The sequence below is a fragment of the Amycolatopsis sp. FDAARGOS 1241 genome, from assembly GCF_016889705.1.
GTDB lineage: Bacteria > Actinomycetota > Actinomycetes > Mycobacteriales > Pseudonocardiaceae > Amycolatopsis.
Window position 1 is genome coordinate 4,757,660 of sequence record NZ_CP069526.1, and the last position, 25,942, is coordinate 4,783,601.

Here is a 25,942-nt window from a genome sequence, read left to right on the forward strand (position 1 = left end):
CATCAGGACCGCAACCGTCGAGCCGACTTCCGTGTCCGTGTCGGCTTCTCTCAGCGGAGTGTCCGCGATCCGCACGGTGGTGCTCCGGCGATGGCCGTCGCGAGCACGCGGTGGTCGATGTCCTCGACGCGCGCGCAGCCGGTGAGGGCCATCGCCCGGTCGAGTTCCGCGGTCAGCACCTGCAACACCCGCTCCACGCCCGCCTGCCCGCCGGCCGCGAGCCCGTACAGGTAGGGCCGGCCGATCAGCACCGCGCGAGCCCCGACGGCCACCGCCGCGAGCACGTCGGTGCCGCGCCGCACACCGCCGTCCAGGTACACCTCCGCGCGGCCCGCGACTTCGGCGACCACATCGGCGAGTGCCTCGATGGTCGCCGGCGCGCGGTCGAGCTGGCGGCCGCCGTGGTTGGACACCACGATGCCGTCGGCGCCGTGGTCGAGCAGCACGCGGCAGTCGGCCGGGCGCAGCACGCCCTTGACCACGAGCGGGCCGGACCACCACGCGCGCAGGTCGGCGAGGTCCCGCGCGGTCACCGGGTACAGGCTGCGCAGCAGGTCCCGCTGCATCGCGTGCGGGCTGATCCGGCCGTGGCGCGAGCCGCGCCGGCGCACGTGGCCGCGCGCGATGTCCACTGCCCAGCTCGGGCGCGTGGCGCAGTGCAGGGCCATCCGGGGCCCGAATCGCATCGGCACGGTGAACCGGTTGCGGCGATCCCGTTCACGGTTGCCGAACACCGCGCTGTCCACAGTGACCACGAGCGCTCGGTACCCGGCCGCCGCGACGCGCTCGAGCAGCGCCCGCACCGCCGCGCGGTCCGGCCACAGGTAGAGCTGGTACCACCGCGGGCCGCCGCCCGCGGCGGCGACCTGCTCGAGGGTGAAACTCGCGACCATGCCCTGGACGTAGACGGTGTCGCGGGCGGCGGCCGCGCGGGCGACGGCCACCTCGCCGTCGCCGTGCAGCACCCGCGCCGCGCCGGTCGGCGCGAGCAGGACCGGCGACGCCACCCGGTCACCGAAGACCCGCACCGCGGTGTCGCGCTCACCGGGCACGGCCAGTGCCGACGGCAGCAGCCGTACAGCACGGAACGCCTCGACGTTGCGCCGCACCGTCACCTCGTCCTCGGCGCCGCCTTCGATCAGGTCGAACACCGGGCGAGGGACCCGCCGGCGAGCGCGTTGGCGCAGCTCCGCGATGTTGCCGGCGCGCTTCACCGCTCACCTCGCGCGTACCGCGCCAGCCGGCGGGCCGCCGCCTCGATCGCCCGCGCTCTCCCCTGCCGCGTCGCGCCCGCGATGTGCGGCGAGAGGAAGCACCCCGCGGCGGTCCACAGTGGATGCTCCGGAGGCAGTGGCTCGGGGTCGGTGACGTCCAGTACCGCCAGCAGCCGCCCGGAGAGGACCTCGGCGGTCAGCGCCGCGGTGTCGACCACCGTGCCGCGCGCGGCGTTCACCAGCACGGCCCCGTCCGGCATCCGGGCGAGCAACCCCGCCCCGGCCAGCCCGGTGGTCTCGGCGGTCGCGGGCACGAGCAGGACCACCGCGTCGGCGTCGGTCACGAGGTCGGCGAGCGCGGTCACGGGGTACACCTCGGGGCGACCGGTGCGCGCGACCACCGTGACCGCCGCCCCGAGCCCGGCGAGCTTGTCACGAGCGCAGCGGCCGATCGACCCGGCACCGATGAGCACCACCCGTGCCCCGGCCAGCTCCGCGCTCTCCGCACGGCGCCATTCCCGCCGGTGCTGCTCGCGCACTGCGGGCAGCAACCCGCCGGCCAGCCCGAGCAACGCCGCGGCGACCCACTCGGCCACCGCGTTGTCGCGCGCACCGGCCGGCCGGCTCAGCCGCACCCGGTCCGGCAGGTAGGGCTCGAGCCACTCGGCGCCGGCTATCAGCGTCTGCACCAGCCGCAGCGCGGGCAGTTCGCCGAGCACCGGGAGCAGGTCGGTGCGCTGGTGCTCGAGCACGAGGAACTCGACCTCCCGCAACGCTCGCACCGCGGCCGACCCGCCGGACGAGGGCTGCGGGACGACGCAGACCCGCCCCGGCGCGGCAGCGCGCAGCGCGAGCAGTGCGTCGTCGGGCCCGGAAGCCACGACCTGACTCGTCATCGGCCCAGCTCGGCCAGCCGCTTGTCGAACTTGTGCAGCTCCTCGACGCCCTCGTCCCCGATGATCACGTTGTCGCACACCCAGTGGCAGAAGCCATCGAGCACGTAACGCGGGTGGCAGGCGAGGTTCATGCCCGCTGCCAGCACCATCGGCTCCTCGGCCCGGATCAGCGGGCGCTCGACCAGGTCGGTGCCCTGGCCGTGGCAGTGCAGCCGCAGCTCCTCCGGCCGCCCGTTGTCGCGCAGGAACTCGTTGTACTCCGCCCAGACGTCGGCGGGTGCGGCACCGGGACGCAGCAGGCCGTAGCAGAACCGCTGCGCCCGCAGGCAGAACTCGTACTCCTCGGCGATCCGGTCCGGGACCCGGCCGACCACGCCGGAGCGCCCGATCTCGGTGTACATCCCGCCCGGCCCGTTCACCTCCACCATGAGGTGGAACGCGTCGCCCTCGCGGATCACCCGGTGCTGACTGTGCGGGTGCGCGATCCGGCCGGGCTCGCCGAGCGGGGTCGAGACGCACCAGTAGATGCCCTGCTCGCTGCCCAGCGACTGCGCCGTGTGCTGCGCGACGGCGGCCACGTCGCTGTCACGCATCCCCGGCCGAAGTGCCTCGAAGGCCGCCGCGATCGCCGCGTCCTGCAGCTTCGCGGTGGCGCGCACCAGCTCCAGCTCCTCACCGGACTTGAGCGCGCGAACGGCGTCGACGACGTCCGCGGCCTCGGTGAACGTCGCCGCGTGCAGTTCGCGCTGCAGGTACTCGCCGAAGGCCATCGGAATCGTGCCGGTGCCGACCCACCCGATCCGGCCCGAGGCGAACGCCCGCAGCGCGTCGAGCGCGAGTTCCGCGCCGTCGTAACGGGTGTAGGACACCGAGCTCATGTACGGACTCGCCAGCGCCCGCCCGACGCCGCGCAGCACCGGGTCGCCGCCGGGATCGACCACCAGGTCCTCGCCCCGGGCGCCGTGCCGGATGATCGTCATCGGCTCCTCGCGCGGGAAGACGACGGTGACCGGGTAGCCGTTGGTGGCCGGGATGTCGGTGAGATAGCGGACGTAGCCACCGACGTAGTCGTTGTTCGTTTGCGCGACCAGCACGTCGATCCCACGATCGGCCATGCCCTCGCGGATCGCGCGCCACCGCCGGTGCAGCTCGGCGGTGCTCACCGGGTGGTTCAGCCGCTCGGACAATGCGGTTCCGGTCATCGGGCGGCTCCCGTGTTCGTGCCGCTGATCAAGGTGAGCACGTCCGTACGCAGCTCGGTGAACCGCGGCAGGGCCTTGGTGGTCACCTGGTTGCGGGGCCGGGGCAGGTCGACGTCGAGCGTCCGCAGCACCGTCGTCGGGCGCCCGGACATCACGATCACCCGGTCACCGAGGTACACGGCTTCGTCGATGTCGTGCGTGACCAGCACGATCGTCAGTCCGGCGTCGTGGCGCACCCGCAGCACCAGATCCTCCAGGTCCGCGCGCGTCTGGGCGTCCACGGACGCGAACGGCTCGTCCATGATGAGGAACTCCGGCCGGTACGCGATGGCCCGCGCGATCGCGACCCGCTGCTGCATCCCGCCGGAGAGCTGCCACGGATAGCTGTCGTCGAAGCCGTCCAAGCCCACCTCCTCCAGCGCCTGGCGAACCGCGGCCCAGCGTGCCGCGCGGTCGCGGATCTTGTTCTTCAGCGGGATCGCGACGTTGCGGCCGACCTTCGACCACGGCATCAGCGAACGGCTGTAGTCCTGGAAGACACACGCCACCTCCGGCGGCGGGCTCTCGATCACCTTGCCCGTCTCCGTGAGCACGACCTTGCCCCCGGACGAGGGCAGCAGCCCGGACAGGCAGCGCAGCAGGGTGGTCTTGCCGGCGCCGGACGGGCCGACGATCGTGACGAACTCGCCGGCGTTCACGGTGAACGAGATGTCGCGCAGAACCTCCAGCTCGCTGCCGGCCGAGCGGTAGGACTTCCTCAGGTGTTCCACGGTCAGCATGTCAGCTCTCCCCATCCTTGGTGTACCAGCGCAGCAGCCGGCGTTCGACCAGCACGAAGGCGCCGTTGAAGAGCACTCCGAGGATCCCGAGCAGGAGCATGCCCGCCCACATCTGGGACACCTCGAAGCTCTGCTGGGCCTGCAGCGTGACGAAGCCGATCCCGTTGGTCGCCGCGACGAGCTCGGTCACCACCATCATCACGAATGCCACGGTCAGGGCGATGCGCATCCCGGCGAGGATGTTCGGCGCGGCGGCGGGAAGCTGCACGTGCAGCACCCGCTGCCGCCGCGTCAGCCGGTACGACTGCGCGGCGTCCTCGAGCTCCCGATCGATGGCCCGCACCCCGTCGATGGTGTTGAGCAGCACGGGAAAAACCGTGACGAACGCGGTGAGCACGATCTTCGGCAGGTCACCGATCCCGAGCAGCACGATGCTCACCGGGACCAGCGCGGTCGCGGGCAGGGCCCGGCAGAACTGCAGTGCCGGGTCGAACGCCCGGTGCAGCAGTGGCAACCGTCCGAAGAGGACACCGAGCGCGACGCCGACGACCGCGGCCACGCAGTAGCCCAGCAGCATCCGGCCGGCGCTCGGCAGCACGTCGGAGGCGAACCGGCTGAACAGCCACAGCTGCTGGAACGACACCAGGATCGAGCGCAGCGACGGCCAGAACGGCGAGGTGCTGCCCAGCGAGGCGAACCACCAGGCGAGCAGTGCCGCGGCCGGCACGACGAGTGAGACGAGCCACGCCGTGAACCGGCGCCCGGTCCGGCGTGGACGCACCACCGAAGTCATCTGGCCTCCTCACGGTAGGAGATGTGCCAGCGCAGGAGCCGGCGCTCGATCGCGAGCAGGCCGACGTTGGCCAGGACACCGAGTACACCGACGACGAACACGAGCGCGTACATGCTCGGGTAGACCGCGTTGGAGGCGTAGACGGCGATGTCCGCTCCGATCCCCCGCACCGACGCGATGATCTCGACCGCCACCACCACGACCAGCACGTGCGACGCCGCGAGCCGCACCCCGGTGGCCACGAACGGCAGCACGGCGGGCAGCACCACGTGCCCGAGGCGCTGGTGGGCCCGCAGGCCGAACACCCGGGCACTGTCGCGCAGCACGTCGTTGATGCCGCTGACCCCGTAGAAGGTCTGGAAGAGCATCGGCCACAAGGCGCCGACCATGCCGAGCAAAGTGGACACCCGCGGGGTGGCGCCGAGCAACAGCAGCAGCAGCGGCAGGAACACCACGGCGGGGACGAACCGCAGGAAGTCGAGCGGGTAGTGCACGAGCCGGTACAGCAGCGGCACGGCGCCGAGCGCGACGCCGAGGACCAATCCGGCGACCGCGCCGCCGGCCAGCCCGACGGCGACCTGCTCCAGTGTCGCCATCAGGGCGTGGACGAACCCAGCGGTGGGAATCAGGTCGACCAGCGCCGCCCCGATCGCGCTGATCGGCGGCACCTCCGGCGGCAGCCAGCCGGCCCGGGCGATCAGTTCCCACAGCACGAGGATGCCCAGGCTGGTCAGCCACGGGAGACCGCGCAGCAGCCACGGCCGGGAAGCCCGGCGCTCGGCTGCGGCCGCCGGCGCCGGTGCGTCGAATCCGGCGGGCGCGGGGGCCAGGCCGGTGGGGGTCTGCTGGGTGCTCATGGCACGACGTAGGTTCCGTACGCGGGCGCAGCGGAAACCACCCCGTACTTGACCGTGAACGCCGCTTCCTTCTCGATCACCGCACGGCTCACGTCGGCCGTGTAGCGCGGCAACGGGGCCTGGGCCACGAGCGCAGGATCGGCCTTCGTCTGCTTGACGATGGCCGAGCGGGTCTCGTCGGGATGGGCGTTGGCGTACTCACTGGACTCCCGCACGGCGTTGCGCCACCTTTCCACGATACCGGGATGCTGGTCGATGAAGGCCTTGGCCATGTAGAACACCGTGTTGTCCGCGTCCGGATCGTCGAACGCGATGGCCGGCGAGTCACCGATGTCCCGGAAACCCTTCTTCCGCAACGCCGTCGCGTACGGCTGGGCCGTGCTGATCGCGTCGACCTTGCCCTGTTCGAGCGCGGTGATCTGGTCGGGGAAGGTGAGCTGGACCAAGTGGACCGACGACGCGTCGCCACCGGCCTTTTCGATCGCCTCCCGCATCCAGAACTCCCAGCAGCACTTGAGCGAGTTCACCGCGACCGTTTTGCCCGCGAGGTCCTTGAAGGACCGGATCGAGCTGCTGCCGGCCACCATGGTCTGGTACTGCGCCCCGGCCGCGGCCGACCGGTCGGCGACCGCTCCCGACACGATCTGCACGGGGATGTGCGAAGCCGCCGCGATCACGACCGGTGAGATGCCACCGAGGGCGACCTGCTGCTGGCCGTTGATGACCTGCGTGATGGCGCCCGCACCGGTGGCCGCGCGCCCGATGGTGAGGTCGATGCCGTTGCGGGTGAAGAACCCGTGCTGCTGTCCCACGAGGATCGCGGTGGACGACTGCGATGCCGCGACCCCGGCCGTGACCGGGATCAGGCCGCCGGTCGACCCGCCGCCGAGCGTGTTGGTCGCGCTGAGCGCCCCGCACGCCGACAGCAGGAACATGGCCGCGGTGAGCACCAGGCACGCGAATTTGCGTCGATACTTCACGGTTGGCTCCGTTTCGCCGGTGAAACGAGTCAAGGTCCATGCGGGGCATCGGAAAGTGCCCGTCGAGGAGAAGAAGTGTGCCCTGTATCGTACGCCGCGCACGGGCGCACGGATACACTTTTCTCGTGCGGTTACTGGGAAATACTTGCGGTGACCACTTCGGACACCCGTGGTAGCAAGGCGAGTGCATTGTCCCGGTTGACGGCGGCGCGCTGCATTTCCGACAGCGGATACGCGTCCAGCTGCGCGGTGAAGTACTGCGAATTGTCGCCGCGGGCGTAGGGCCAGTCGCTGCCGTAGAGCACGCGGTCCGGACCGGCGAACGCGAGCAGGCTCGGCAGGGTGTCCGCGTTGGCGGACAACGCTGTGTCGAAGTAGAACGTGCGCAGGTCGCGCAGGAAGTTCTCGCGCGTGACGACGTGTCCCGCCGCACCTTCGGTGAGACTGGCCATGCGGTGCGCCGCGTACGGTACGAACCCGCCGGCGTGCGAGAGGATCATCCGCATCCGGGGAAACCGGGCCACCACGCCGTGGCGCACCAGGTTGAGTGCGGCGCGGGTGGTGTCGAGCAGGAAGTCGGCGACGAACGGCGGCACGCCCGGTACGAGGGGACCGGGTGGCGCGGTCGGGTGGACGAACACCACGGCCGCCCGCCGGTCCAGTTCGGTCATCAGCGGGTCGAAAGCCGGGTCGCCGAGGTACACGCCGTCCACATTGGCCAGCAGGATCACGCCGTCTGCGCCCAGTTTGTCCAAGGCGTAGTCCACCTCGGCGAGCGAACCGTCCACATCGGGCAGTGGCACCGAGGCGAAGAACCCGAACCGACCCGGGTGGTCGCGGACCAGCCCGGCGGAGAACTCGTTGACCTGCCGTGCCAGTTTCCGTGCGTCGGCGGCGCCACCGCCCAGGTGGACACCGGGACGCCCGACGGAGACGACGGCGGTCGCGATGCCGAGCTCATCGAGCAGCTCGAGTGCGGTGGCCGGGCTCCACGCCGGCGTGGCCTGCCCGCCGAAGTAGCCGCTCGCGCGCAACGCATCCGCCCACACCGGGGGCACGATGTGGTGGTGGGTGTCGATCCGGCCGGTGGTCATGTCAGCACCTTCCCTTCCGTGGCGGCGGCACCGAGCCGGGCTCGGGCCCGGGTGAAACCGCGTGGGTTGTTCCAGCCGAGGACGCCGGTGATCCGGCCGCCGGCCGCGTGCGCCGCGACGAACTTGCCGTCGGCCATCGCGCCGTCGACCACCGTCAGCTCACCGTCGGTGAAGGTGCCCGCAGCCTGGATCCGGATGTCGCCGGCGTGGGTCCAGAAGAAGTGCGACGGCGCGAACGGCTCGTCGTGCCCGAGCAGGTTCAGCGCGGCGCGCCGGCCCTGCTCCGTGGCGTTCATGCGGTGCTCGAACCGCCGGTGGGTGCCTGTACCTGGGTCGTGGTTGCACGCCACGTCGCCGGCCACGTACACCCGATCCGCGGCGCGGCAGAACACGTCGCAGCGCACCCCGCCGCGCAGGTCCAGTCCGGAGCCGGCGAGCCACTCAGTGGCCGGTTCGGCGCCGACCGCCGCGACCACGAGATCCGCCGCGAGCGTCGTGCCGTCGGCCAGCAGCACCGATCGGGCGTCCGCGGCCGCCACGCCGACACCCATCCGGAACACCACGCCGTGCCTCTCGCCCGCCGCGCGCACGAGCTCACCGAGCACCGGGCCGAACTGCCGGATCACGGGAGTGGGCAACGGATCGACGACGGTCACCGCCGAGCCGAGCGACCGCGCGGCCGCGGCGATCTCGACGCCGAGGAACCCGGCGCCGACCACGACCGTGCGCCGAGCCGACCGCAGCCGCTCGCGCAACAACAGCGCGTCTTCGACGGTGCGCAGGTAACACACGCCGGTCGCGCCGGGCAGCCGCCGCGGGCGCACGCCGGTGGCGACCACGAGCCCGTCGTACCCCACCGCGGTCCCGTCGTCGAGCCGCACGCGGCGGCCGGGCAGGTCCAGCCCGGTCGCCCGCCGGCCGAGCCGGGTGTCCAGCCCGAGCTCCGCGACGCTCTCCGGCTCGCGCAACGCGAGCCGGTCCGGTTCCCAGGTGCCGAGGAGGACCTGCTTCGACAACGGTGGGCGGTCGTACGGCGCATGGGACTCCGCGCCGATCAGCGTGATCCGGCCGCCGAAACCGTGCTCGCGCAGGCTCTCCGCCGCGGTGAGGCCAGCCGCGCCCGCACCCACGACCACCACCGCGCGCATGTCCGCGCTCACCCGCCCGACACGGCCAGGCGGATCGCCCGCGCGGGACAGATCCGCTCGGCGCTGCGCACCGCGTCCTCTTCGGACGAGGGCACGTCACTCACGCGCAACACGACGATCCCGTCGTCCTCGCGCTGGTCGAACACCGTGTCCGACAACAGCACGCACTGCCCGGACGCGATGCACTTCTCGGCTTCCACTTCGACCTTCATGCACTGGCTCCGTTACCACTCGACGGGCATCGCGAACAGCCCGTAGAACACGTTTTTCGTCTTGAACGGCAACTCGCTCACCGGCGCCGCGAGCCGCAGGCCCGGCAGGCGCCGCAGCAGCGTGGGGTACACCACCTGCAGCTCGACGCGCGCCAGCGGCTGTCCGAGACATTGGTGCACCCCGTAGCCGAAGGTGAGGTGGTGCCGCGCGGACCGGGACAGGTCCAGCTCGTCGGGTTTGCCGCCGAACGCCTCCGGATCGCGGTTGGCCGAGTCGTTGGCCGCGACCACGCCCTCGCCCTTGCGGATCAGCGTGCCCGCGACCTCCACGTCCTCGAGCGCGACGCGCCGCCGGCCGTAGTGCGTGATCGTCAGGTAGCGCAGCAACTCCTCGACCGCGTTCGCCACCGCCGCCGGCGAAGTGTCGGCCTTCAGCGCGGCGAGCTGGGCGGGGTTCTCCAGCAACGCCAGCGTGCCGAGGGCGATCATGTTGGCGGTCGTCTCGTGCCCTGCGCGCAGCAGGAGGTTGAGCATGTTGATCAGCTCGTCGCGGCTCAGCCCACCCTGGCGCTCGATCTCGAGCAGGTGGCTGATCACGTCTGCCGCGGGCTCGGCGGATTTGCGCTCGACCAGCTCGCCGAGGTATGCACGAATCGTGGCGAAGGCCTCGAGCGCGTCGTCCGCGCTGGTCTCGCCCGAGATGAGCAATCCGCTCTGCCGCTGGAAGAACTCGTGGTCCTCGTACGGTACCCCGAGCAGCTCGGAGATCACGCCCGACGTCACCGGCAGCGCGAACCCGGTAACCAGGTCGGCGGGCGGCGGGCCGGCGGTGAACTCGTCGAGCAGCTCGTCGACGTGCCGCTGGATGCGCGGCCGCAGCGCCTCGACCCGCTTGATCATGAAGTCCCGGGTGAGCATCCGGCGGTGCGTGGCGTGCTCGGGGTCGTCCATGTTGAGGAACGTGGGGTGCTTCTGCCGGGTCACGGACACGCCCGCGCTGTGGCTCGGGAAGCCCGGGTTGGTCATGTCCGCGCTGAACCGAGGGTCGGCGAGCACGTCGCGGACGTCGTCGAAGCGGGTGACCAGCCAGGCGATCTTGCCGTCCCACAACCGCACGCGGGAGATCGGCTCCTCGGCGCGCAGTGCGCGGAACTCGGCCGGCGGGTCGAACGGGCAGCCCGGCGGCCGGGACATCGGGTACTCGGGGATCGGCTGCCCGGAAATCTCTGTGGTAGTGATGACGCACCTCCGACTTGGCTTGAGCGGCCCGGAAAAGCGGATCAGCGGTCCGCGCGGACGGGAGTGAGCTCGGCTGGCGGCACCGGGCCCGCCCCCGCGCCCAGGGTCGGGCAGACGACCGCGCCGGCGGCGCTGACTCCGACCGTCAGCTCGCCGACCCGCGTCACGGCCGCGGTCACCGAGTCGCCGTCGTGGATCGCTCCGACGCCGGCGGGGGTGCCGGTGCTGATGACGTCACCCGGGTGCAGCGTCATCACCGACGAGACGTATTCGACGAGCGCGGGCACGTCCCAGATGAGGTCGCGGATGTCGGCGTCCTGGCGCAGGGCCCCGTTCACCGAGCAGGTCAGCCGGAGTGTCTCCAGTGGACCGACCTCGTCCGGCGTCACCAGCCAGGGCCCCATCGGCGTGAAGGTGTCGAACGACTTGCGGGTGGAGCGGTCCTCCCCGCCGCGCATGGTGATGTCGAGCAGGCACGTGTAGCCGAACACGTAGGACAGGGCGTCGGCCGCGGGCACCTCGCGGGCCGTGCGGCCGATCACCAGCGCCAGCTCACCCTCCTGGTCGAACCGGCGGTCGCTGTAGGGCAGGCGGACCACGTCGCCGGCACCGATGAGCGACGAGGGCGCCTTGAGGAACACGCCGAGCGAGCCGACGTGCACGCTCTGGCTCATCTCGGCCTGGTGGTCCACGTAGTTCACCGGCGCGGCCACGATCTTGGTCGGGTCCGGCACCGGCGGCAGCACGCGGACCTCGTCGAGCGGGATGCCGGGGCCGTCGCCGAGGGGGATGTCCACCGCAGGGGCCCCGGACGCCTCGATGAGGCGCCGCATCGGGCTGAGCCCGGCCGGTCCGCCGGTGCGTTCCGGGGCGACCTCGCGCACCACGCCGCCGGCGACGACGCCGACCCGGTCGAGGCCGTCGCGGGCCCGGTAGCTGAGCAACTTCATCGTCGGCTCCTCGGGTGTCGTGCTCAGGACGAAAGGACGGCGGATTCCGCCGCGTACAACCAGTCCAGCTCGCTGTAGTCCGCCGGGTGCCGGGCGCGCAGGTAGCGGTCGCGCAGCCCGAGCGTGACCGGGTCGCCGGTGTGCCAGACCTGCCCCCACAGCCGCGCCCGCGTCTGGCACAGCCCCGCGCGCGGGACGCGCACGGAGTCGTAGGACTTCACGGCCTTCCCGACGTCGGTACCGCTGCCCCGGAGCGCCTCGCCGAGCGCCAGCGCGTCCTCGAGCGCCTGGCACGCTCCCTGGCCGAGGTACTGCAGCATCGGGTGCGCCGCGTCGCCGAGCAGCACGGCCCGGCCGTGCACCCACGTGACCAGCGGGTCGCGGTCGTAGATCGGCCAGCAGCGGCCGGTCTCGATACGCGCCACGTGCCGCTGCACCTGCTCGCACGCCTCCCCGAACCGGCCGAACAGCTCCTCGACCGGCCCCACCGGCTCGTCGCCGCGGCGGAAGGTGTCGCTGCGGAACACGGCAACCTGGTTGTACAGCTCGCCGCGGCGCACCGGATATTGGATGAGGTGCAGCCCCGGCCCGACCCACAGCACCACGTCGTCGTTGCTGACCTCGGTCCGCACCTCGCTCATCGGCAACGCGCCGCGATAGGCGACGTACCCACTCGGCACCGGCCGGTCGACGGAGACCAGCGTGCGCACCACGGAGTGCAGCCCGTCGGCGCCGACGAGCAGCTCGGTCCGGTAGGTGGCGCCGTCCGCGCAGCGCACGCCGGCGCTGTCCTCGTCGGCCCACGCCTCCACGACAGTCCGGTTGTTCTCGAGCCGTACCAACGGTTCCGCCCGGCAGGCTTCGACCAGAATGGACAGCAGATCGCTGCGATGCACCACCACGTAGGGGTAGCCGTAGCGCTCGCGGAAGGCACCGCCGAGATCCAGCGTGGTGAGCGGATCGGCGGTGATCGCGTGCCGCATCACGCCGTACCGCGGCAGCACCGCGACCTCGAGCAGTTCGGCGAGCAGGCCGAGCCGGTCGAGCATCCGGATCGCGTTCGGGCCGAACTGCAGGCCCGCGCCGATTTCGGTGAATTCGGCCGCGCGTTCGAGCAGGTGCACCTCGCGCCCGGCGCTGGCCACGGACAGCGCCGCGGCCAGCCCGCCGATCCCACCACCGACGATCAACGTGGGCAGGGGTGTCGTCGACATCCGTTCAGCACTCCCGTTCTCGATAGAGGCCCAGTGCTTCGAGCACGGGTGCGTCACTGACGCTGAACACATCCAGGTGCTCCTCGGCGGCAAGGCCGTAGGGAGCCCAGGACGGCACCGCGAAGACGTCCCCCGGTGCGAGCGCGAAGCGCTGGTCACCGATCAGCACTTCTCCGGCGCCGGCCAGCACGGCCCCGACCCGCGACCCGGTCTGCCGGGTCGTGCGGCTGCGGCTGCCGGCGCGCACGCGCCGCATCTCGCAGCGCATGGTGGGCATGACGTCGGCACCGGTCTGCGGATTGGTGTAGCGGATCTGCGCCTCCGTCCCACCGGTCGCCGCCAGCTGCGCGGCGAGCGCTTTGTCGGTGCCGGCCCGCCGGTACACGAGCAACGGCGAGTGCGCAGCCTCGTGCCGGGCCTTGCCGAGCCCACCGGGCACGAGACCCGGGCCTGCGCCCCAGAGCCGTTCGGCGGCCGAGTCCGGATCGCTTCGCGGGCCACCCTGGGTATCGGCGCCCTCCTCGAAGAACACCGCGTCCAGCGCGGCCACGACCGGCAAGTCGAGCACGTCCAGCCACATCATCGGCTCGGCGCCGGGGTTGTGGTGCTCGTGGAAGGTCATGCTCGGGGTGAGCACGAGGTCGCCCGTCGCCATGGGCAACGGGTCGCCGTCGACGAGGGTCCAGGCACCTTCTCCGGCGAGGACGAACCGCAACGCCGCCGGGGTGTGCCGGTGCGCGGGCGCACGCTCCCCCGCGCCCAGGTACTGCATTCCGGCCCACATGGTGGAGGTCGCGTACGGCGCGCCCCCGAGACCGGGGTTCGCGCAGGCCAGCACCCGGCGGTCGCCGCCGCGGTCGATGCCGACCAGTTCGCCGCTGCGAGCCGCGAGCGTGCTCAGCGCTTCGGCCCGCCACCGGTACGGGACGGTCCGGGGCACCGGCTCCGGCGTCAGCAGACCGGAGAGCTTCCACAACGGCTGGAGATCGGCTGCCGCCACGTCGCCGTACAGCTCGTCCAGCCGGCCGTCCTGATCGGTGAAGCGTGATGTCGCCATGGGGGTTTCCCTCCGCATGCCCAACTTGATTAGTACGTGTACGTACTATGTTCCTCGACGCTAGACGCCGGTTTCAAGGCAGTCAAGGGCCTTGGCGAATGAACCGGGGCGGCGGCCAGGCCGAGATGGTACGGATACGGCCTATCTCGATTCGCTACAGTGAACTGGTCAAGAAGGGGATTCTCGTGCGAAACACCGCCATCGGCAGCAGCCCGCCTCCCCGCGCACCGGGACCGGTCACCCTCGCGCTGCCGCCAGACACGACGGCCGGGCACCTCATCCGCCGCGCCCAGCAGGCGCACACGGCGCTGTGGTCGGCCGAGGTCGGCGCCGAAGTCACCGGCCCGCAGTACGCGATCCTGAGCGCGCTCAGCCGCCGCTCGGGGGTCGACCAGGTCACCGCGGGCCGCGCCGCGTCCTTGGACAAGTCGACGACGGCCGACATCGTCGAGCGGTTGCGGCGCAAGGACTGGGTCCGCCGGGACCGCGACACCGGCGACGGCCGCCGATACCTGCTGTCACTGACCCCTTCGGCCAAGGCGATGCTGCCGGACCTCACCGGCCGTGTCGAAGCCGTGCAGGACCGGCTGCTGCAGCCACTGGGCCCGAACCTGCGGCGCAGCTTCGGCAGGCTGCTGGGCCAAGTGGCCTACCGGGGATCGGTGCCCGCGGCGGGCAAAGACGAGGACGAGGACGTCGAGGTGCTGCGCCTCAGCTCGACGCCCGGCCACCTCATCCGGCGGGCCGAGCAAGTGCACGGCGCGCTCTGGAGCCGGCACGTCGGCACACAGCTCACGCCCTCGCAGTACGCACTGCTGTGCAGCCTCGTCTGGCGCCCGGCGATCGACCAGACGGCGGCCGGCGAGATGGCCTCGCTCGACAAGTCCAGTGCCGCGGACATCGTGGCGCGATTGCGGCGACGAGGCTGGCTGCTCGACACCCGCGACGAAGCCGACCGGCGGCGCAAGCTCCTGGTGCTCACCGACCTCGCGCGCGACACGCTCGCCGGGGTGACGCCCGCGGTCCAGACCGTTCAGCACGAGCTGGTGGCCCCGCTGTCGCCCGCCGATCAGGACAAGCTGATCAGCCTGCTGCGCCGCGTTGCCTACCAATGACGGTCCGGTGAGGACTGTGGCGGCCACGGCCGGGTGCGCCACGCTCGGCGCTGGTGCCCGCGATGCTCGTTTCCAGCCGGTAATCGATGAGTTAATCAGGTAAGCTCTGAGTTAATTGCCGGATCGTCGAGAAGCCACACCCGGACTGGCCAGTGTGGACACTCGCTCGCCCCGCGGCCGAGTTCGCACAGGCGTCGGAGATGCCGACGGGTTCCGGCTTGTTGACCGGATTGTTGGTTTTGCTGCCCTTGGCGGTGCCGGGTGCTCATCTGGACCTCTTCCCGTGGTGGACCGCCGCCTCGCCGTACCAGCCGGTCATCCCTTCACTGCGCCACAGCAATCGCGCTTTCGGCGCCGCGCCGTTTTGGAGTTGTTGAATCGCCCCGCTTTCCGCGGTCTTGCAAGCGTCCCTGGCCTGCCCTCCAGCAACGCCTGGAGCATGGCCGAGCGTTCGTGTTCACGTGCGCGGATCCGGGACGCCTGTTGTTCTCGGTATCCCTCGATCGTCGCCTGGGTGAGGTGGTGCACGGCCTGCCACACGGTCGATCCCGCGTCAAGGAGGTCGCCGTCCGGCACGATGCCACCGGCCCGGTTCTCCTCCACCCGAGCCTGCCAGAGGAAACGCATGCTCTGTCCTGGGCCATCACGCCTGGGGAAGCTGCCGGCATGCTCGGTGTCGGTTTCCGGGGGAGCTACGTGGTCGTGGCCGCAGAACTGGCCCCGGCCGGCCAACGGAGCCTGCCCGGGACCGACGCGACGCTGGCGTCGCGCGGAATCCGGTCAGCGTGGCTGGTCACGCCCGAAGCGCAGGTCGGCATCGTCGCCGTACCGGACGAAACCCGCCGCCGCGACCTGGTCGACGCGCTCCGGGCCGAGGCGACCGGACCGATCGGGGTGTCACCCCCCGTTCGACGATCCCGCTTCGGCCGCACTCGGTTTCCAGCTGGCCAACATGGCGCTCGCCGCCACTCTCCGGGAGCGTGGGCTGGTCACTGTCTTCGACGACGAGGCGTTCGCGGTGACCGCCGTCGCGGCTGCCCCGGTCACGGGCCCGGCGGCCGACCGGATTCTCGCCGGCCTCGACGCCGCTCGGGCCGAGGAGCAAGATCTGCTCCTGCGCACCTTCCTGGCCTGGGTCGCCGACGACGGCCACGTGGCGCAGACGGCCGGGAAGCTGTCCTGCCACGCCAACCCGATCCGGCGCCTGCTGCGCCGGTTCGAGAGCTACACCGGCAAGAGCCTGGCCAAGCCCCGGGATCTCGCCGAACTCTGCCTCGCCGTCGAAGTCCGCATCCGGCTTACCCCCGGCACCGACCGCCGCTCTCCCCCGGTCGTCCCCGGCACCGTCGATCGCCTCACCGGATAGGGAGGTTCGGCGGTGTGGCCGGCTTGATCGCGGTGACGCCCGCGAAGGGTGCCTCCACTGCGTCCCGGTGAGCCGAGGCGGTCGTGCGTGTTCTCCTGCCGTGGCGGAGTATGTGGGCATGCTTTCGTATCCGATGTGGCGCCTGCGCAGGATGACCGTCGAGATCCCGGGGGTGCGGGCGTGAACGAACAGACAATGGCCGGAAGCCGACTGCGGGGCTACGTGTCGCACGGCGCGGAACTGCGCTCCGGCGAGCTCAACCCGCGCACGTACCTGGAAGAGACGCTGACCCGCATCGCCGAACTCGACGGCGTGGTGGGCGCGTTCGTCGTCGTCAACCGAGAGGGCGCCCGGCGCGCCGCCGACGAGTCGGCGAAGCGCTGGGCCGATGGGCGGCCGCTGTCGCCGATCGACGGCATGCCGGTCGCGATCAAAGACATCATCGAGACCGCCGACATGCCGACGGGTCAGGGTTCGCCGCTGTGGGAGGGCACCGAGGGGAAACGCGATTCCGCGAGCGTGCACGCGTTGCGCGAGGCCGGCGCGATCATCCTCGGCAAGACCACCACGACCGAATTCGCCTCGAAGCACCCGTGGCACGAGACCACGAATCCGCATGACCCGAAGCGCACGCCGGGCGGCTCGTCCAGCGGCACCGCGGCAGCGGTCGGCGCCGGCATGGTGCCGGCGGGCCTCGGCACCCAGCTGATCGGCTCGATCCTGCGTCCGTCGAGTTTCTGCGGCGCGGTGGGCTTCAAGCCGACTGTCGGCGCCATCAACCGGAGCGGTTCGCACGACCACTTCAGCCAGAGCTGCCAGGGCTCGATCGGCGCGACGCTGGCCGACACCTGGGCGGTGCTGCGCGCCATCGCCGACCGCGCCGGCGGCGATCCGGGCTACGGGGGCCTGGCCGGCGAGGTGGACTTCACCCAGCGCACCAAACCGGTGAAGCTGGCGGTCCTCGAGACCGGCGGGTGGAGCGCGACGACCGAAGGCGCCCGGCGGGCGTTCGCCTCGCTGAAGCACCGGCTCCAGGAACAGGGCGTCGAGGTCGTGGGCCGGGCGGACGACGACCGGATCGAGACCGTCGAGCAGGCGGTCGCCGAGGCGCTGCCGCTGACCACGGCGATCGTCGCCTGGGAAGGTCGCTGGCCCCTCAACACCTATGCCGACCTGGACGCGAGCAAGCTCAGCCTCGACGCACGCGACCGGCTGAAGACCGCCGAGGCGATGACGCAGCAGGAATTCCGCGAGCTGCTGAACCAGCGCACCGCGGTGCGCGCGACCTACGAAGAGGCCGCGGCGAACTACGACGCGATGGTCACCCTCGGCGCCTGCGGTGCCGCGCCGGTCGGCCTCGGTTCGACCGGCAACGTCGCGATGAACGTGACCGCGTCACTGCTCGGCTGTCCCGCCCTGACCCTGCCCGCGCTGGCCGACGAAGGCCTGCCGCTCGGCCTGCAGCTCCTCGGACGCACCGACCGCGATGCGGCGCTGTTCGACGTCGCGAACTGGGTTGCGGGCGAGGCGCTGGGCCGTCCCGACCTGGTGGGCCGGGTGGCGTGACCACGCCTCATTCTCCACTTGTGGAGGACGACTGCCGGTCGTGGCCGGCTGACTGGGCCGGCTGGACTCGTCCGGCCGGCCCGGTCAGGGGCTGGCCGATCTTGTGGATGAGGTCGCGTACCCGCTGGTGGATCTCGTCGCGGATGGGGGCGGATGTCGGCGAGGGTTTTGCCCGCGGGGTCGTCGAGGTGCCAGTCGAGGTAGGTCCTGCCGGGGAAGACGGGGCAGGTGTCGCCACACCCCATGGTGATGACGACGTCGGCAGCCTGCACGGCGCCGGTGGTCAAACCCTTCGGGGTTTCGGCAGAGAGGTCGATGCCGGCTTCGGCCATGCCTCGACGACGGCGGGGTTGAGCGCGTCGGCGGGTTCGGACCCGGCGGAGCGGACCTCGACGCGGTCCCCGGCGAGGTGGGTAAGGAACGCGGCGGCCATCTGGGAGCGGCCCGCGTTCTGCACGCAGACGAACAACACCGACGGGCGCGAGGTCGTCATGGGCTGCTCTCCCGGAGGGTGCCGGCGCGGGCGGCGCCGAACAGGACGGTGACGAGCCCGAGGCCGACGGCGGCGCCGACGACCTGGGCAACGATGAACGGGACCACGGAGGCCGGGGCGATCCCGGCGAAGGCTTCGGTGAACGCGCGTCCGATGGTCACGGCCGGGTTCGCGAACGAGGTGGACGAGGTGAACCAGTAGGCGGAGCCGATGAAGGAAGCGATCGCCACGGGCGCGTGCCGCTCGCGTCCGGTGCGCCCGAGGCCGAAGATCAGGAGGAGCAGCCCGGCCGTCGCGACCACCTCACCCAGCCACAGGTGCCCGCCGAAGCGGTCGTGCTCCGACCACTCCACCGGCGGTCGGCCGAACGTCGCGTTCGCCAGGACGGCGCCACCGACCGCCCCCGCGAGCTGCGCCGGCACGTACCCGGCGACCGCACGCAGGGTCAAACCCCCGCGGTATGGCGCCCCGTGTACCAGGCGGCGAGGGAGACCAGCGGGTTGAAGTGCGCGCCCGAGACCGGTCCGAGCAGCGCGATCGGCACTCCGAGGCCGAAGACGGTGGCCAGCGAGTTCGCCAGCAGCTGCACGCCGACCTCGGGCCGACAGGGCGACCGCCTGGATCCCCGAGCCGACCACCACGGCCACCAGCGCCGCCGTGCCCACAGCCTCGGCGGCAGCGCGGCGGGCGAGCGAGGTGTTCACGCTCCGGCTCGCTGCGGGGTCCGCAGCACGGCCGCGAGACGCTCCATTGTGGACGGAAGCGCCGAGTAGTACACCCAGGTGCCGCGCCGTTCGCAGTCGATCAAACCGGCCTGCCGCAACAGCTTCAGGTGATGCGAGATCGTCGGCTGGGCCAGGTCGAAGGCCGGCGTCAGCTCGCACACGCACGTCTCGCCACCCTCGCGCGAGGCGATCATCGACAGCAGCCGCAGCCGCACCGGGTCCCCGAGCGCCTTGAACACCTTCGCCAGCTCGGCGGCATCGGCCTCGCCCAGCGGCGCCGAGGCCAGCCCCGCGCAGCAGGCGGCGGGCTGGTCGACCAGCTCTTGCATCGACATGCTTCTATCTTGACGTTTGTCGATCCAGGGCGCAAGGTGGCATCCACGACCATCGATACAAGTTGCTGGAATGTCCCGGTCGGGACCGGTGAGGAGAGGCGTGATGAACGAGCCGAACACCAACCTGCGTGAGACGGTGCGGCAGCGCTATGCGGCGGCCGCCGTCAAGGTCACCGAAGGCGGCGCCGCGTGTTGCGCGCCGGAGCCGCTCGAGGTGGACGAGAACTTCGGCGCCACCCTCTACGCCGCCGACGAGCGCGACGCCCTGCCGCCCGAGGCCGTAGCGGCGTCGCTGGGCTGCGGGAACCCGACCGTCGTGGCCGATCTGCGCCCCGGGGACCGGGTGCTGGACCTTGGGTCCGGTGGTGGCATCGACGTCCTGCTCTCCGCGCGCCGGGTCGGTCCGGCCGGTAAGGCGTACGGGCTGGACATGACCGAGGAGATGCTCGCCCTGGCCGACGCGAACGCCGCCAAGGCCGGCGCGACGAACGTCGAATTCCTCAAGGGCACCATCGAAGCCATCCCGTTGCCCGCGAACACGATCGACGTGGTGATCTCCAACTGCGTGATCAACCTGTCCACCGACAAGCCCGCTGTGTTCGCCGAAACCTTCCGCGTCCTCAAGCCCGGCGGGCGCCTCGGCGTCTCCGACGTCGTCGCCGACGACCACCTGTCCCCCGCCCAACGCGCCGAACGCGGCGACTACGTCGGCTGCATCGCCGGCGCCCTGTCCTTCAGCGAGTACCGGACCGGCCTCGAAGCGGTCGGCTTCACCGACGTCGAGATCACCCCGACCCACCCCGTCGCGGACGGCATGCACTCCGCCATCGTGCGCGCGGTCAAGTCGGCCGCCGAGCTACCCTTGACCACGGCCGCAACCTCCTGCTGCGGTGTCACCGGCTGCTGCTCCCCCACCGACCCCGTCACCACCGCCCACGCCAAGCCCGACGCGGGCTGCAGCTGCCGGCACTAGATTTCAGCGCGTGCGGTTCACTGATCGGCGTCGTCGCATTGACGTCCGCCGATGAGCATCAGCGGCCCGTCGGGATGAGCACAAAATCCACAATGGACGGACATCAGAGGCTCGCCGGTATCACGGCACTTGCCACGGGCGGCCAGGTCACCCTGACCTGCACCACCAAGCGCCACGATGCCGGCTTGGGGCGCCGACTTCGACGGCATGCTCGGCAACGGCACCACCATCGACAGCCTCGCGCCGGCGCCCGTCTTGTCGCCCGACGACTCCGGCCCCCTCACCGGCGTCACGTCGATCGCCGCCGGGCGGTGGCACAGCCTCGCGATCGGGCGGGTTCCTGACCACTCGCGCCCCCGAAGTCCAGCGGCCGCTTTCCTCACTTCGACTTCAGCCGGTCAGTGAGTTCGCCGGCCGGGTGAGCCCGAGGTTTTCCCGGAGAGTCCCGCCGGAATACGAGGCGCGGCAGACGCCGCGCTTGCGCAGCTCGGGCACCGCCAGGCGGACGAAGTCTTCGAACGCGCCGGGCAGGTGGGTGGCCGCGACGACGAAACCGTCGCAGGAGCGCGATTCGAACCAGTCCTGCATCTGCTCGGCCACCTGCTCGCCGGTGCCCACGAAGCGGGGGCCCTGCAGCAGGGTGGCGCGCTGGCCGGCCAGCGTCCGGAGGGTGAGCGGCCGATCGCCGAGCTGCCGCTTGACGCTTTGGACCAGACCGCGGATGCCGGACACCGAGTCGATCAGCTCGTCGGTGATGACGTCGTCGAGGGAGTGGCCCGAGAAATCGTAGTTCATCAGCTCCGACAGCAGGGTGAGCGACGCCATCGGATCCACGAGCTGCTCGAGGAACATCGCCTCCTTCTCCTTGGCGATCGTTTCGGTCTCGCCGATGACCGTGTACACCATCGGCAACAAGCGCACCTTGTCGGCGTCGCGGCCCGCGGCGGTGATGAGTTCCTTTTGCTCGCGGTAGTGATCGATCGCGCGCGCACGATCGGGATCCGCGGTGAAGATCAGGTCGGCCCACCGTGCGGCGAACTGCCTGCCGCGCGCGGACTGCCCCGCCTGGATGATCGGCGGCCGCCCCTGCGGCGGACGGGGCACCGTCAGCGGGCCTCGGACGGAGAAATAGCGCCCGCGGTGGCGGAGTTCGCGCACCTTGTCCGGGTCGGCGTAGAAGCCCGCGGCGCGGTCACCGACGATCGCGTCGTCCTCCCACGTGTCCCAGAGCTTGGCGACGACCTCGATGAACTCCTCGGCCCTGTCGTAACGCTCGTCGTGCCCGAGGTGCTCTTCGATCCCGTAGTTCCGTGCCTCCGCGTCGTTGACCGACGTGACCACGTTCCACGCGGCGCGGCCACCGCTGAGGTGGTCGAGCGTCGCGAAGGCCCGCGCGACATGGAAGGGCTGGTAGTAGGTGGTCGAGTAGGTCGCGCCCAACCCCAGGTGCGAGGTCGCTGCCGCGGCCGCGCCGAGCACCGCAGTGAGGTCCATTTTGATCGGACGCGCACCGTGGCGCACCGCCTCGGCCGGAGAATTCCCGTAGATCGACGGGATGGCCAGCCGGTCGTCGAAGAACATCAGGTCGAAGGTGCCTTCTTCGAGCACGCGTGCCACGCGCTGGTAGTACCGCAGATCGAGGTAATCCGGCGCGGCGCTCGGGTACCGCCATGAACCCGAGTAGACGGTCACATTGGACGCCTGCATGAACCCGACCAGAGCCATCTGGTCGGCACGTTTCGCGGACATCGCCGCTCCCTTCGAAAGAGTCAGTGGGCGTCAGTCGAACTCGTGGAACGCGCGGCGGTAGTAGATGGACGGTGCCTGCGGCCAGACCCGGGTGCGCTCCACCCGGCCGATCAGGATCGTGTGATCGCCACCGTCGGGTCTCGCGTGCACCACGCAGTCGAGCGCGACGCTCGCCTCCGCCAGCACAGGCAGGCCGTTGGCGTCGGCCGCGAACCCGGCACCGGCGAACTTGTCCACGCCGCGGGTGGCGAACCGCACGGCGAGCGGGACCTGGCCGGCGTGCAGCACGTGGATGACCCACCGCCGGGCCGTCGTGAACACGGGCCAGCACTGAGCGCTCTTGTTCACGCACGTCAGCACCAATGGCGGGGCCATCGACACCGAACAGAACGAGGACGCCGTGAAACCCCACCACTTCCCGTCGTCGTCGGTGGTCGTCACGACCGTCACCCCGCTGGGGAACGAAGCCATCGCCTCGCGGAACAGATCCGCGTCCTGATCTTCCCGGACGGCACTGGACATCAGCACTTCCTCACAACCCGAGCAGGTCGGCGGTCTGCGCGATGGTCGCCGCGTGGCGCAGGTGCGCCGCGTCGACGAGCATGCCGTCAAGGCCGGCCGCTCCCCTGCCTTGCGCCTCGGCCTCGCGATACGCCGCCACCAGCCGGCGAGCGTGCTCGATTTCCTGCGGGGTCGGCGCGAACACGGTGTTGGCGATGTCCACTTGGGCGGGGTGGATGGCCCATTTCCCGATGTAGCCCATCGCGGCGGCACGCTCACACGCGGCGCGGTAGCCGTCGCTGTCGCGGTAGTTGGGGAACGGTGCGTCGATCGCGTCGATGCCGGCCGAGCGAGCGGCGACCACCACGCGCGCCCGCGCGTAGTGCCACATGTCGCCCGGATATTCGACGAACGGGTCGAAATTCGTGTCCACGCGGGCTCCCTGGGACGCCGAGAAGTCACCGGCGCCGAAGATCACCGCTTCGAGACGGTCACTCGCCCGCACGATCTCGCCGACGTTCTCCAGCCCTTCGGTTTCCTCGATGAGGACCTCCAGCCCGATCCGCTTGCCGAGCGCCAGGGTTTCCTCCAGCTGGGTCAGCAGCGTGTCCACCCACCACACGTCGCGTCCCCGGCGGACCTTCGGCACGATGATCACGTCGAGCGCGTCCCGCGCCTCGGTGACGACCTCGATGACGTCGCCGTGCGCCCAGCGCGTGTCCACGCCGTTCATCCGGATCGCCCGGGTCGTGGTACCCCAGTCGAGCTCCCGCAGGGCACGGGCGGCTTTGCCGCGCGCCTTTTCCCGTTCGGCGGGGGCGCAGGCGTCCTCCAGATCGAGGAAAACCAGATCGGCGCCGGACGCCGCGGACTTCGGGAACATCCAGTCGTTGCTGGCGGGCGTGGCGAGTTCGGACCGCCGCGGCCGGGCCACCCGTGCCATCAGATCACTCCTTTCGCGACCAGGCCGGCGATCTCCGCGTCGCCGAGACCGAGCCGTTCGCGGTAGACCTCGTCGTTGTGTTCCCCGATCCGCGGGCCGAGGTGATCGATCCTTCCCGGCGTCGCGGACAACCGCGGCACCGGCGCCTGCACTCGCATCGCGCCCAGTTCGTCATCCGCGATCCGCGGATAGACGCCCCGGGCGATCAGGTGCTCGTCGGCCACGAGCTGTTCGGCGTTGTACACCGGGGCAGCGGCGACCTCGGCCTCCTCGAACACCCGCATCGCGTCGTCGAGCGTGCGGTCAGCCACCCAGTCCGCGACGACCTTGTCGATCTCCGCGGCGTTGCGGAGTCGTTGCTGCGCCTCGGCGAACCGGGGATCGACGGTCAGGTCGGCCCGGCCGACCGCGCGCAAGGCCCGCATCGCGACCGTCGGAGCGCTGCCCGACATCGCGAGCCAATGCCCGTCCTTGGTGCGGTAGACGTTGCGGGGAGCGCTGATGTCCCAGCGATTCCCGGTCCGCCCGGGCACCGTGCCGAGCTGGTCGTAGGTCAGCACCGGCTGTTCGATCAGTCGCGCCAGGGGCTCGACCAGGTTCACGTCGATCAACTGGCCGGGTCCATCGTGGACGTCACGGTGGTAGAGCGCCATCATCACCGCGTAGGTCGCGTTGAGCGCCGCCACCCCGTCGGCGAGCATGAACGCCGGCAGGGTCGGCGGGCCGTCCGGCTCGCCGGTCAGGTGGGCGAACCCGCTCATCGCCTCGCCGAGGGTGCCGAAGCCGGGCCGGTCGGTCTTGGGGCCGCCGGCCCCGAACCCGGTGACGTGCACCATGATCAGGCCCGGGTTGACGCTCGCCAGATTGGCGTGGTCCAGCTCCCAGCGGTTCAACGTGGACGGCCGCAGGTTGATGACCAGGACGTCCGCATCCGACACCAGCCGCCGCAGCAGGGCGCGACCCTCGTCGAGGCGAAGGTTCAGAGTGACGGATTTCTTGTTGCGTCCCAAGCTTTTCCACATCAGGCCGACGCCGTCCCGTTGTGCGCCCCACTGGCGCACCGGGTCGCCGGAGCCCGGCTGTTCGATCTTGATCACCTCGGCGCCGAATTCGCCGAGCCACGTCGCCACCAGCGGTCCTGCCGCCAGCGTGGCGGCGTCGATCACCGTCAGCCCCGTGAGCGGGCTCGTGTCAGCGGTCATGGCCACCTTTCACCCCTGCGTTCTCCCGAATCCGGGTCGGCCCGCTCACCCGCGTACGTGGTGTGCTCCGCATCCCGAAGCCCCACGCCAGCGCTCCGACGAGCGCGAGCCCCGCGGCGAGGATGAGCGGCGCCAGGAATGAACCCGTGGCGTAGACCACCGCGCCGGTGACGATCGGACCCAGGATGCCGCCGACGTTGCCGATCCCGTTGATGAAACCGGTGGCCGAGCCGGTCAGATCCAGCTCACGGACGATGTCCTGGGTCGCCGCCCACACCGCGCCGTTGGCGGTGATGATCCCCGCCGTGGAGATCGTCAGGCACCCGATCGCGACCGCGGCCGAGGAGGCCAGCGCTGTCCCGACGATCGCCAGCGCCGCGACCATCCCGCCCACGAGCACGATCTTCCGGGCGTTCAAAGTGGACACTCCGCGACGCAGCGCGAAATCCGACAGCCGCCCGCCCAGGATGCCGCACACGAAGGCAACCGCCCACGGGATCGACGTGGCGAATCCGGATTTCAGCACCGTCATGTTCCGGTCTTCGATGAGATAGCTCGGCAGCCAGGTGATGAACGTGTAGAGGATGTAGAGCAGGCAGAAGTACCCTGCGGTGATCGCCCAGATGTCGCGGTGCCGGGCGATCCGGCCCCACGGGGCGCGCCCCTCCTGCTTGGGTGGCTCCTGATCCCGCAAGATCAGCTGCCGCTCGGCCTGGGTGAGCTTGGTGTCGTCGAGCGGGTGGCGGTACCAGGCGTACCAGATGGCCGCGACGAGCAGGGACAGCACGCCGGTGGCGATGAACGCGCTCTGCCAGCCGAACCCACTCACCAGGTATGCCAGCACGGGCGGGCCGAGCGCCGAACCCAGCGCCACTCCGGAAATGAACATGCTGCTGCCGGTGGCCCGTTCGGACTTCGGCAGCCAATCCGCCAGCGTGCGGATCGCGGCCGGCGCGAACGGTGCCTCTCCGACGCCGAGCAGCAACCGGGGCACGAACAACGTGCCCGCCGAGCGCACGAGTGTGGTGAGGAAACTCGACACCGCCCACACCAGCAGTGCGAGCGAATACAGCACCCGCACCTGGATGCGATCGACCAGCATGCCGGCCGGGACGTTGAACAGGGTGTACGTCCAAGTGAAACTCGACAGGAGAAGTCCCATCACCGCCGCATTGGTGTGGAACTGCTCGGTGAGAATCGGTGCCGCGATCGAAAGGTTGACTCTGTCGATGTACGCAACGGCCGTGATGATCAGGACGAATGTCGCAACCAGCCATCGACGGCGGCCCTTGAACATAAACGCTCCTCGCACTTCGTTGTGCCGGACAGGTGTTCGCGG

Annotated in this window: 28 protein-coding genes and 2 pseudogenes; 6 read left to right on the forward strand and 24 right to left on the reverse strand. The window is 70.9% G+C overall.

From position 1 onward, the window contains the following. Positions 1-50: 50 nt before the first annotated feature. The 14 genes from I6J71_RS23490 to I6J71_RS23555 form a co-directional block, all read right to left on the reverse strand. A complete protein-coding gene (locus tag I6J71_RS23490) occupies positions 51-1,214 on the reverse strand; it encodes an alpha-hydroxy acid oxidase (RefSeq protein WP_204096669.1) in 1,164 nt (387 codons plus the stop codon). Further along, positions 1,211-2,110 carry an NAD(P)-dependent oxidoreductase gene (locus I6J71_RS23495; protein WP_204096670.1) on the reverse strand — a complete coding sequence of 300 codons (900 nt, stop codon included), beginning with the start codon at positions 2,108-2,110 and terminating at the stop codon, positions 1,211-1,213. The genes I6J71_RS23490 and I6J71_RS23495 overlap by 4 nt, the downstream gene beginning before the upstream one ends. Further along, a complete protein-coding gene (locus I6J71_RS23500; RefSeq protein WP_204096671.1) occupies positions 2,107-3,312 on the reverse strand; it encodes an aminopeptidase P family protein in 1,206 nt (401 codons plus the stop codon). The genes I6J71_RS23495 and I6J71_RS23500 overlap by 4 nt, the downstream gene beginning before the upstream one ends. Next, entirely contained in the window at positions 3,309-4,091 is a 783-nt protein-coding gene (locus I6J71_RS23505) for an ABC transporter ATP-binding protein (protein ID WP_239155225.1), read from the reverse strand. The genes I6J71_RS23500 and I6J71_RS23505 overlap by 4 nt, the downstream gene beginning before the upstream one ends. Before the next feature lies 1 nt (position 4,092). After that, entirely contained in the window at positions 4,093-4,884 is a 792-nt protein-coding gene (locus I6J71_RS23510; RefSeq protein WP_204096673.1) for an ABC transporter permease, read from the reverse strand. Next, entirely contained in the window at positions 4,881-5,741 is an 861-nt protein-coding gene (locus I6J71_RS23515; protein ID WP_204096674.1) for an ABC transporter permease, read from the reverse strand. The genes I6J71_RS23510 and I6J71_RS23515 overlap by 4 nt, the downstream gene beginning before the upstream one ends. After that, the gene (locus tag I6J71_RS23520; protein WP_204096675.1) at positions 5,738-6,721 is read right to left on the reverse strand and encodes an ABC transporter substrate-binding protein; all 984 of its coding nucleotides are present in this window, start codon (positions 6,719-6,721) and stop codon (positions 5,738-5,740) included. Before I6J71_RS23520 ends, I6J71_RS23515 begins: the two co-directional genes overlap by 4 nt. Positions 6,722-6,852: 131 nt before the next feature. Then, on the reverse strand, positions 6,853-7,815 hold the full coding sequence (locus I6J71_RS23525) for an amidohydrolase family protein (RefSeq protein ID WP_204096676.1): 963 nt from the start codon (positions 7,813-7,815) through the stop codon (positions 6,853-6,855). Further along, positions 7,812-8,975 carry an NAD(P)/FAD-dependent oxidoreductase gene (locus I6J71_RS23530; protein ID WP_239155227.1) on the reverse strand — a complete coding sequence of 388 codons (1,164 nt, stop codon included), beginning with the start codon at positions 8,973-8,975 and terminating at the stop codon, positions 7,812-7,814. Before I6J71_RS23530 ends, I6J71_RS23525 begins: the two co-directional genes overlap by 4 nt. Next, the gene (locus I6J71_RS23535; protein WP_204096677.1) at positions 8,972-9,175 is read right to left on the reverse strand and encodes a ferredoxin; all 204 of its coding nucleotides are present in this window, start codon (positions 9,173-9,175) and stop codon (positions 8,972-8,974) included. The genes I6J71_RS23530 and I6J71_RS23535 overlap by 4 nt, the downstream gene beginning before the upstream one ends. A 12-nt stretch (positions 9,176-9,187) precedes the next feature. Next, entirely contained in the window at positions 9,188-10,369 is a 1,182-nt protein-coding gene (locus I6J71_RS23540; protein WP_204096678.1) for a cytochrome P450, read from the reverse strand. Between the two features lie 86 nt (positions 10,370-10,455). Beyond that, positions 10,456-11,364 carry a fumarylacetoacetate hydrolase family protein gene (locus tag I6J71_RS23545; protein ID WP_239155229.1) on the reverse strand — a complete coding sequence of 303 codons (909 nt, stop codon included), beginning with the start codon at positions 11,362-11,364 and terminating at the stop codon, positions 10,456-10,458. A 23-nt stretch (positions 11,365-11,387) separates the two neighbouring features. Next, the gene (locus I6J71_RS23550) at positions 11,388-12,578 is read right to left on the reverse strand and encodes an FAD-dependent monooxygenase (protein WP_204096679.1); all 1,191 of its coding nucleotides are present in this window, start codon (positions 12,576-12,578) and stop codon (positions 11,388-11,390) included. 4 nt (positions 12,579-12,582) lie between these two features. Beyond that, positions 12,583-13,635 (reverse strand): cupin domain-containing protein, encoded by a 1,053-nt coding sequence (locus tag I6J71_RS23555; RefSeq protein ID WP_204096680.1) that lies wholly within the window; start codon positions 13,633-13,635, stop codon positions 12,583-12,585. A gap of 185 nt (positions 13,636-13,820) precedes the next feature. Here I6J71_RS23555 and I6J71_RS23560 point away from each other — a divergent pair, with 185 nt between their 5' ends. Next, the gene (locus I6J71_RS23560; RefSeq protein WP_204096681.1) at positions 13,821-14,750 is read left to right on the forward strand and encodes a MarR family winged helix-turn-helix transcriptional regulator; all 930 of its coding nucleotides are present in this window, start codon (positions 13,821-13,823) and stop codon (positions 14,748-14,750) included. A 315-nt stretch (positions 14,751-15,065) separates the two neighbouring features. Here I6J71_RS23560 and I6J71_RS23565 read toward each other — a convergent pair whose 3' ends face one another. Beyond that, positions 15,066-15,377, reverse strand: a complete 312-nt coding sequence (locus tag I6J71_RS23565) for a hypothetical protein (RefSeq protein WP_204096682.1) — start codon at positions 15,375-15,377, stop codon at positions 15,066-15,068. A 39-nt stretch (positions 15,378-15,416) separates the two neighbouring features. On the opposite strand from I6J71_RS23565, the pseudogene I6J71_RS51005 reads away from it, so the two are divergent. The 3 genes and pseudogenes from I6J71_RS51005 to I6J71_RS23580 form a co-directional block, all read left to right on the forward strand. Beyond that, positions 15,417-15,650: pseudogene (locus I6J71_RS51005) on the forward strand (PucR family transcriptional regulator); the annotation flags it as partial. Positions 15,651-15,702: 52 nt separating this feature from the next. After that, positions 15,703-16,116: a helix-turn-helix domain-containing protein gene (locus I6J71_RS23575; protein WP_204096683.1), complete on the forward strand. Its 414-nt coding sequence runs from the start codon at positions 15,703-15,705 to the stop codon at positions 16,114-16,116. A gap of 180 nt (positions 16,117-16,296) precedes the next feature. Further along, a complete protein-coding gene (locus tag I6J71_RS23580) occupies positions 16,297-17,682 on the forward strand; it encodes an amidase (RefSeq protein WP_204096684.1) in 1,386 nt (461 codons plus the stop codon). Positions 17,683-17,689: 7 nt separating this feature from the next. Here I6J71_RS23580 and I6J71_RS23585 read toward each other — a convergent pair. The 4 genes and pseudogenes from I6J71_RS23585 to I6J71_RS23600 form a co-directional block, all read right to left on the reverse strand. Continuing rightward, positions 17,690-18,175 (reverse strand): annotated as a pseudogene (locus tag I6J71_RS23585) (arsenate reductase ArsC). Beyond that, the gene (locus I6J71_RS23590; protein ID WP_204096685.1) at positions 18,172-18,624 is read right to left on the reverse strand and encodes an aquaporin; all 453 of its coding nucleotides are present in this window, start codon (positions 18,622-18,624) and stop codon (positions 18,172-18,174) included. Before I6J71_RS23590 ends, I6J71_RS23585 begins: the two are co-directional and overlap by 4 nt. Next, complete coding sequence (locus I6J71_RS23595; protein ID WP_204096686.1) at positions 18,621-18,764, reverse strand: aquaporin; 144 nt, start codon at positions 18,762-18,764, stop codon at positions 18,621-18,623. The genes I6J71_RS23590 and I6J71_RS23595 overlap by 4 nt, the downstream gene beginning before the upstream one ends. A gap of 111 nt (positions 18,765-18,875) precedes the next feature. Continuing rightward, positions 18,876-19,235, reverse strand: coding sequence for a helix-turn-helix transcriptional regulator (locus I6J71_RS23600; RefSeq protein WP_204096687.1), 360 nt, complete (start codon positions 19,233-19,235; stop codon positions 18,876-18,878). Positions 19,236-19,338: 103 nt separating this feature from the next. Here I6J71_RS23600 and arsM point away from each other — a divergent pair, with 103 nt between their 5' ends. Continuing rightward, a complete protein-coding gene (arsM, locus tag I6J71_RS23605; protein WP_204096688.1) occupies positions 19,339-20,208 on the forward strand; it encodes an arsenite methyltransferase in 870 nt (289 codons plus the stop codon). A gap of 177 nt (positions 20,209-20,385) precedes the next feature. Continuing rightward, entirely contained in the window at positions 20,386-20,613 is a 228-nt protein-coding gene (locus I6J71_RS23610; RefSeq protein WP_204096689.1) for an RCC1 domain-containing protein, read from the forward strand. Here I6J71_RS23610 and I6J71_RS23615 read toward each other — a convergent pair. The 5 genes from I6J71_RS23615 to I6J71_RS23635 are packed head-to-tail and all read right to left on the reverse strand — an operon-like array spanning position 20,599 to position 25,900. Beyond that, positions 20,599-21,957 carry an LLM class flavin-dependent oxidoreductase gene (locus tag I6J71_RS23615; RefSeq protein WP_239155231.1) on the reverse strand — a complete coding sequence of 453 codons (1,359 nt, stop codon included), beginning with the start codon at positions 21,955-21,957 and terminating at the stop codon, positions 20,599-20,601. The two genes, I6J71_RS23610 and I6J71_RS23615, sit on opposite strands and share 15 nt — an antisense overlap. Before the next feature lie 30 nt (positions 21,958-21,987). After that, a complete protein-coding gene (locus tag I6J71_RS23620; RefSeq protein WP_204096690.1) occupies positions 21,988-22,479 on the reverse strand; it encodes a flavin reductase family protein in 492 nt (163 codons plus the stop codon). A gap of 10 nt (positions 22,480-22,489) precedes the next feature. Beyond that, complete coding sequence (locus I6J71_RS23625) at positions 22,490-23,401, reverse strand: CoA ester lyase (RefSeq protein WP_204096691.1); 912 nt, start codon at positions 23,399-23,401, stop codon at positions 22,490-22,492. Beyond that, positions 23,401-24,603: a CaiB/BaiF CoA-transferase family protein gene (locus tag I6J71_RS23630; RefSeq protein WP_204096692.1), complete on the reverse strand. Its 1,203-nt coding sequence runs from the start codon at positions 24,601-24,603 to the stop codon at positions 23,401-23,403. Before I6J71_RS23630 ends, I6J71_RS23625 begins: the two co-directional genes overlap by 1 nt. Then, the gene (locus tag I6J71_RS23635) at positions 24,593-25,900 is read right to left on the reverse strand and encodes an MFS transporter (protein ID WP_204096693.1); all 1,308 of its coding nucleotides are present in this window, start codon (positions 25,898-25,900) and stop codon (positions 24,593-24,595) included. The genes I6J71_RS23630 and I6J71_RS23635 overlap by 11 nt, the downstream gene beginning before the upstream one ends. Positions 25,901-25,942: the final 42 nt, after the last annotated feature.

Coding starts and splice junctions, on each gene's coding strand:
- I6J71_RS23495 (WP_204096670.1), bottom strand. CDS start 2,110: ATGACGAGTCAGGTCGTGGCTTCCGGGCCCGACGACGCACTGCTCGCG.
- I6J71_RS23500 (WP_204096671.1), bottom strand. CDS start 3,312: ATGACCGGAACCGCATTGTCCGAGCGGCTGAACCACCCGGTGAGCACC.
- I6J71_RS23505 (WP_239155225.1), bottom strand. CDS start 4,091: ATGCTGACCGTGGAACACCTGAGGAAGTCCTACCGCTCGGCCGGCAGC.
- I6J71_RS23510 (WP_204096673.1), bottom strand. CDS start 4,884: ATGACTTCGGTGGTGCGTCCACGCCGGACCGGGCGCCGGTTCACGGCG.
- I6J71_RS23515 (WP_204096674.1), bottom strand. CDS start 5,741: ATGAGCACCCAGCAGACCCCCACCGGCCTGGCCCCCGCGCCCGCCGGA.
- I6J71_RS23525 (WP_204096676.1), bottom strand. CDS start 7,815: ATGACCACCGGCCGGATCGACACCCACCACCACATCGTGCCCCCGGTG.
- I6J71_RS23535 (WP_204096677.1), bottom strand. CDS start 9,175: ATGAAGGTCGAAGTGGAAGCCGAGAAGTGCATCGCGTCCGGGCAGTGC.
- I6J71_RS23540 (WP_204096678.1), bottom strand. CDS start 10,369: ATGTCCCGGCCGCCGGGCTGCCCGTTCGACCCGCCGGCCGAGTTCCGC.
- I6J71_RS23545 (WP_239155229.1), bottom strand. CDS start 11,364: ATGAAGTTGCTCAGCTACCGGGCCCGCGACGGCCTCGACCGGGTCGGC.
- I6J71_RS23550 (WP_204096679.1), bottom strand. CDS start 12,578: ATGTCGACGACACCCCTGCCCACGTTGATCGTCGGTGGTGGGATCGGC.
- I6J71_RS23555 (WP_204096680.1), bottom strand. CDS start 13,635: ATGGCGACATCACGCTTCACCGATCAGGACGGCCGGCTGGACGAGCTG.
- I6J71_RS23565 (WP_204096682.1), bottom strand. CDS start 15,377: ATGCGTTTCCTCTGGCAGGCTCGGGTGGAGGAGAACCGGGCCGGTGGC.
- I6J71_RS23575 (WP_204096683.1), top strand. CDS start 15,703: ATGGCGCTCGCCGCCACTCTCCGGGAGCGTGGGCTGGTCACTGTCTTC.
- I6J71_RS23600 (WP_204096687.1), bottom strand. CDS start 19,235: ATGTCGATGCAAGAGCTGGTCGACCAGCCCGCCGCCTGCTGCGCGGGG.
- arsM (WP_204096688.1), top strand. CDS start 19,339: ATGAACGAGCCGAACACCAACCTGCGTGAGACGGTGCGGCAGCGCTAT.
- I6J71_RS23610 (WP_204096689.1), top strand. CDS start 20,386: ATGCCGGCTTGGGGCGCCGACTTCGACGGCATGCTCGGCAACGGCACC.
- I6J71_RS23615 (WP_239155231.1), bottom strand. CDS start 21,957: ATGTCCGCGAAACGTGCCGACCAGATGGCTCTGGTCGGGTTCATGCAG.
- I6J71_RS23620 (WP_204096690.1), bottom strand. CDS start 22,479: ATGTCCAGTGCCGTCCGGGAAGATCAGGACGCGGATCTGTTCCGCGAG.
- I6J71_RS23625 (WP_204096691.1), bottom strand. CDS start 23,401: ATGGCACGGGTGGCCCGGCCGCGGCGGTCCGAACTCGCCACGCCCGCC.
- I6J71_RS23630 (WP_204096692.1), bottom strand. CDS start 24,603: ATGACCGCTGACACGAGCCCGCTCACGGGGCTGACGGTGATCGACGCC.
- I6J71_RS23635 (WP_204096693.1), bottom strand. CDS start 25,900: ATGTTCAAGGGCCGCCGTCGATGGCTGGTTGCGACATTCGTCCTGATC.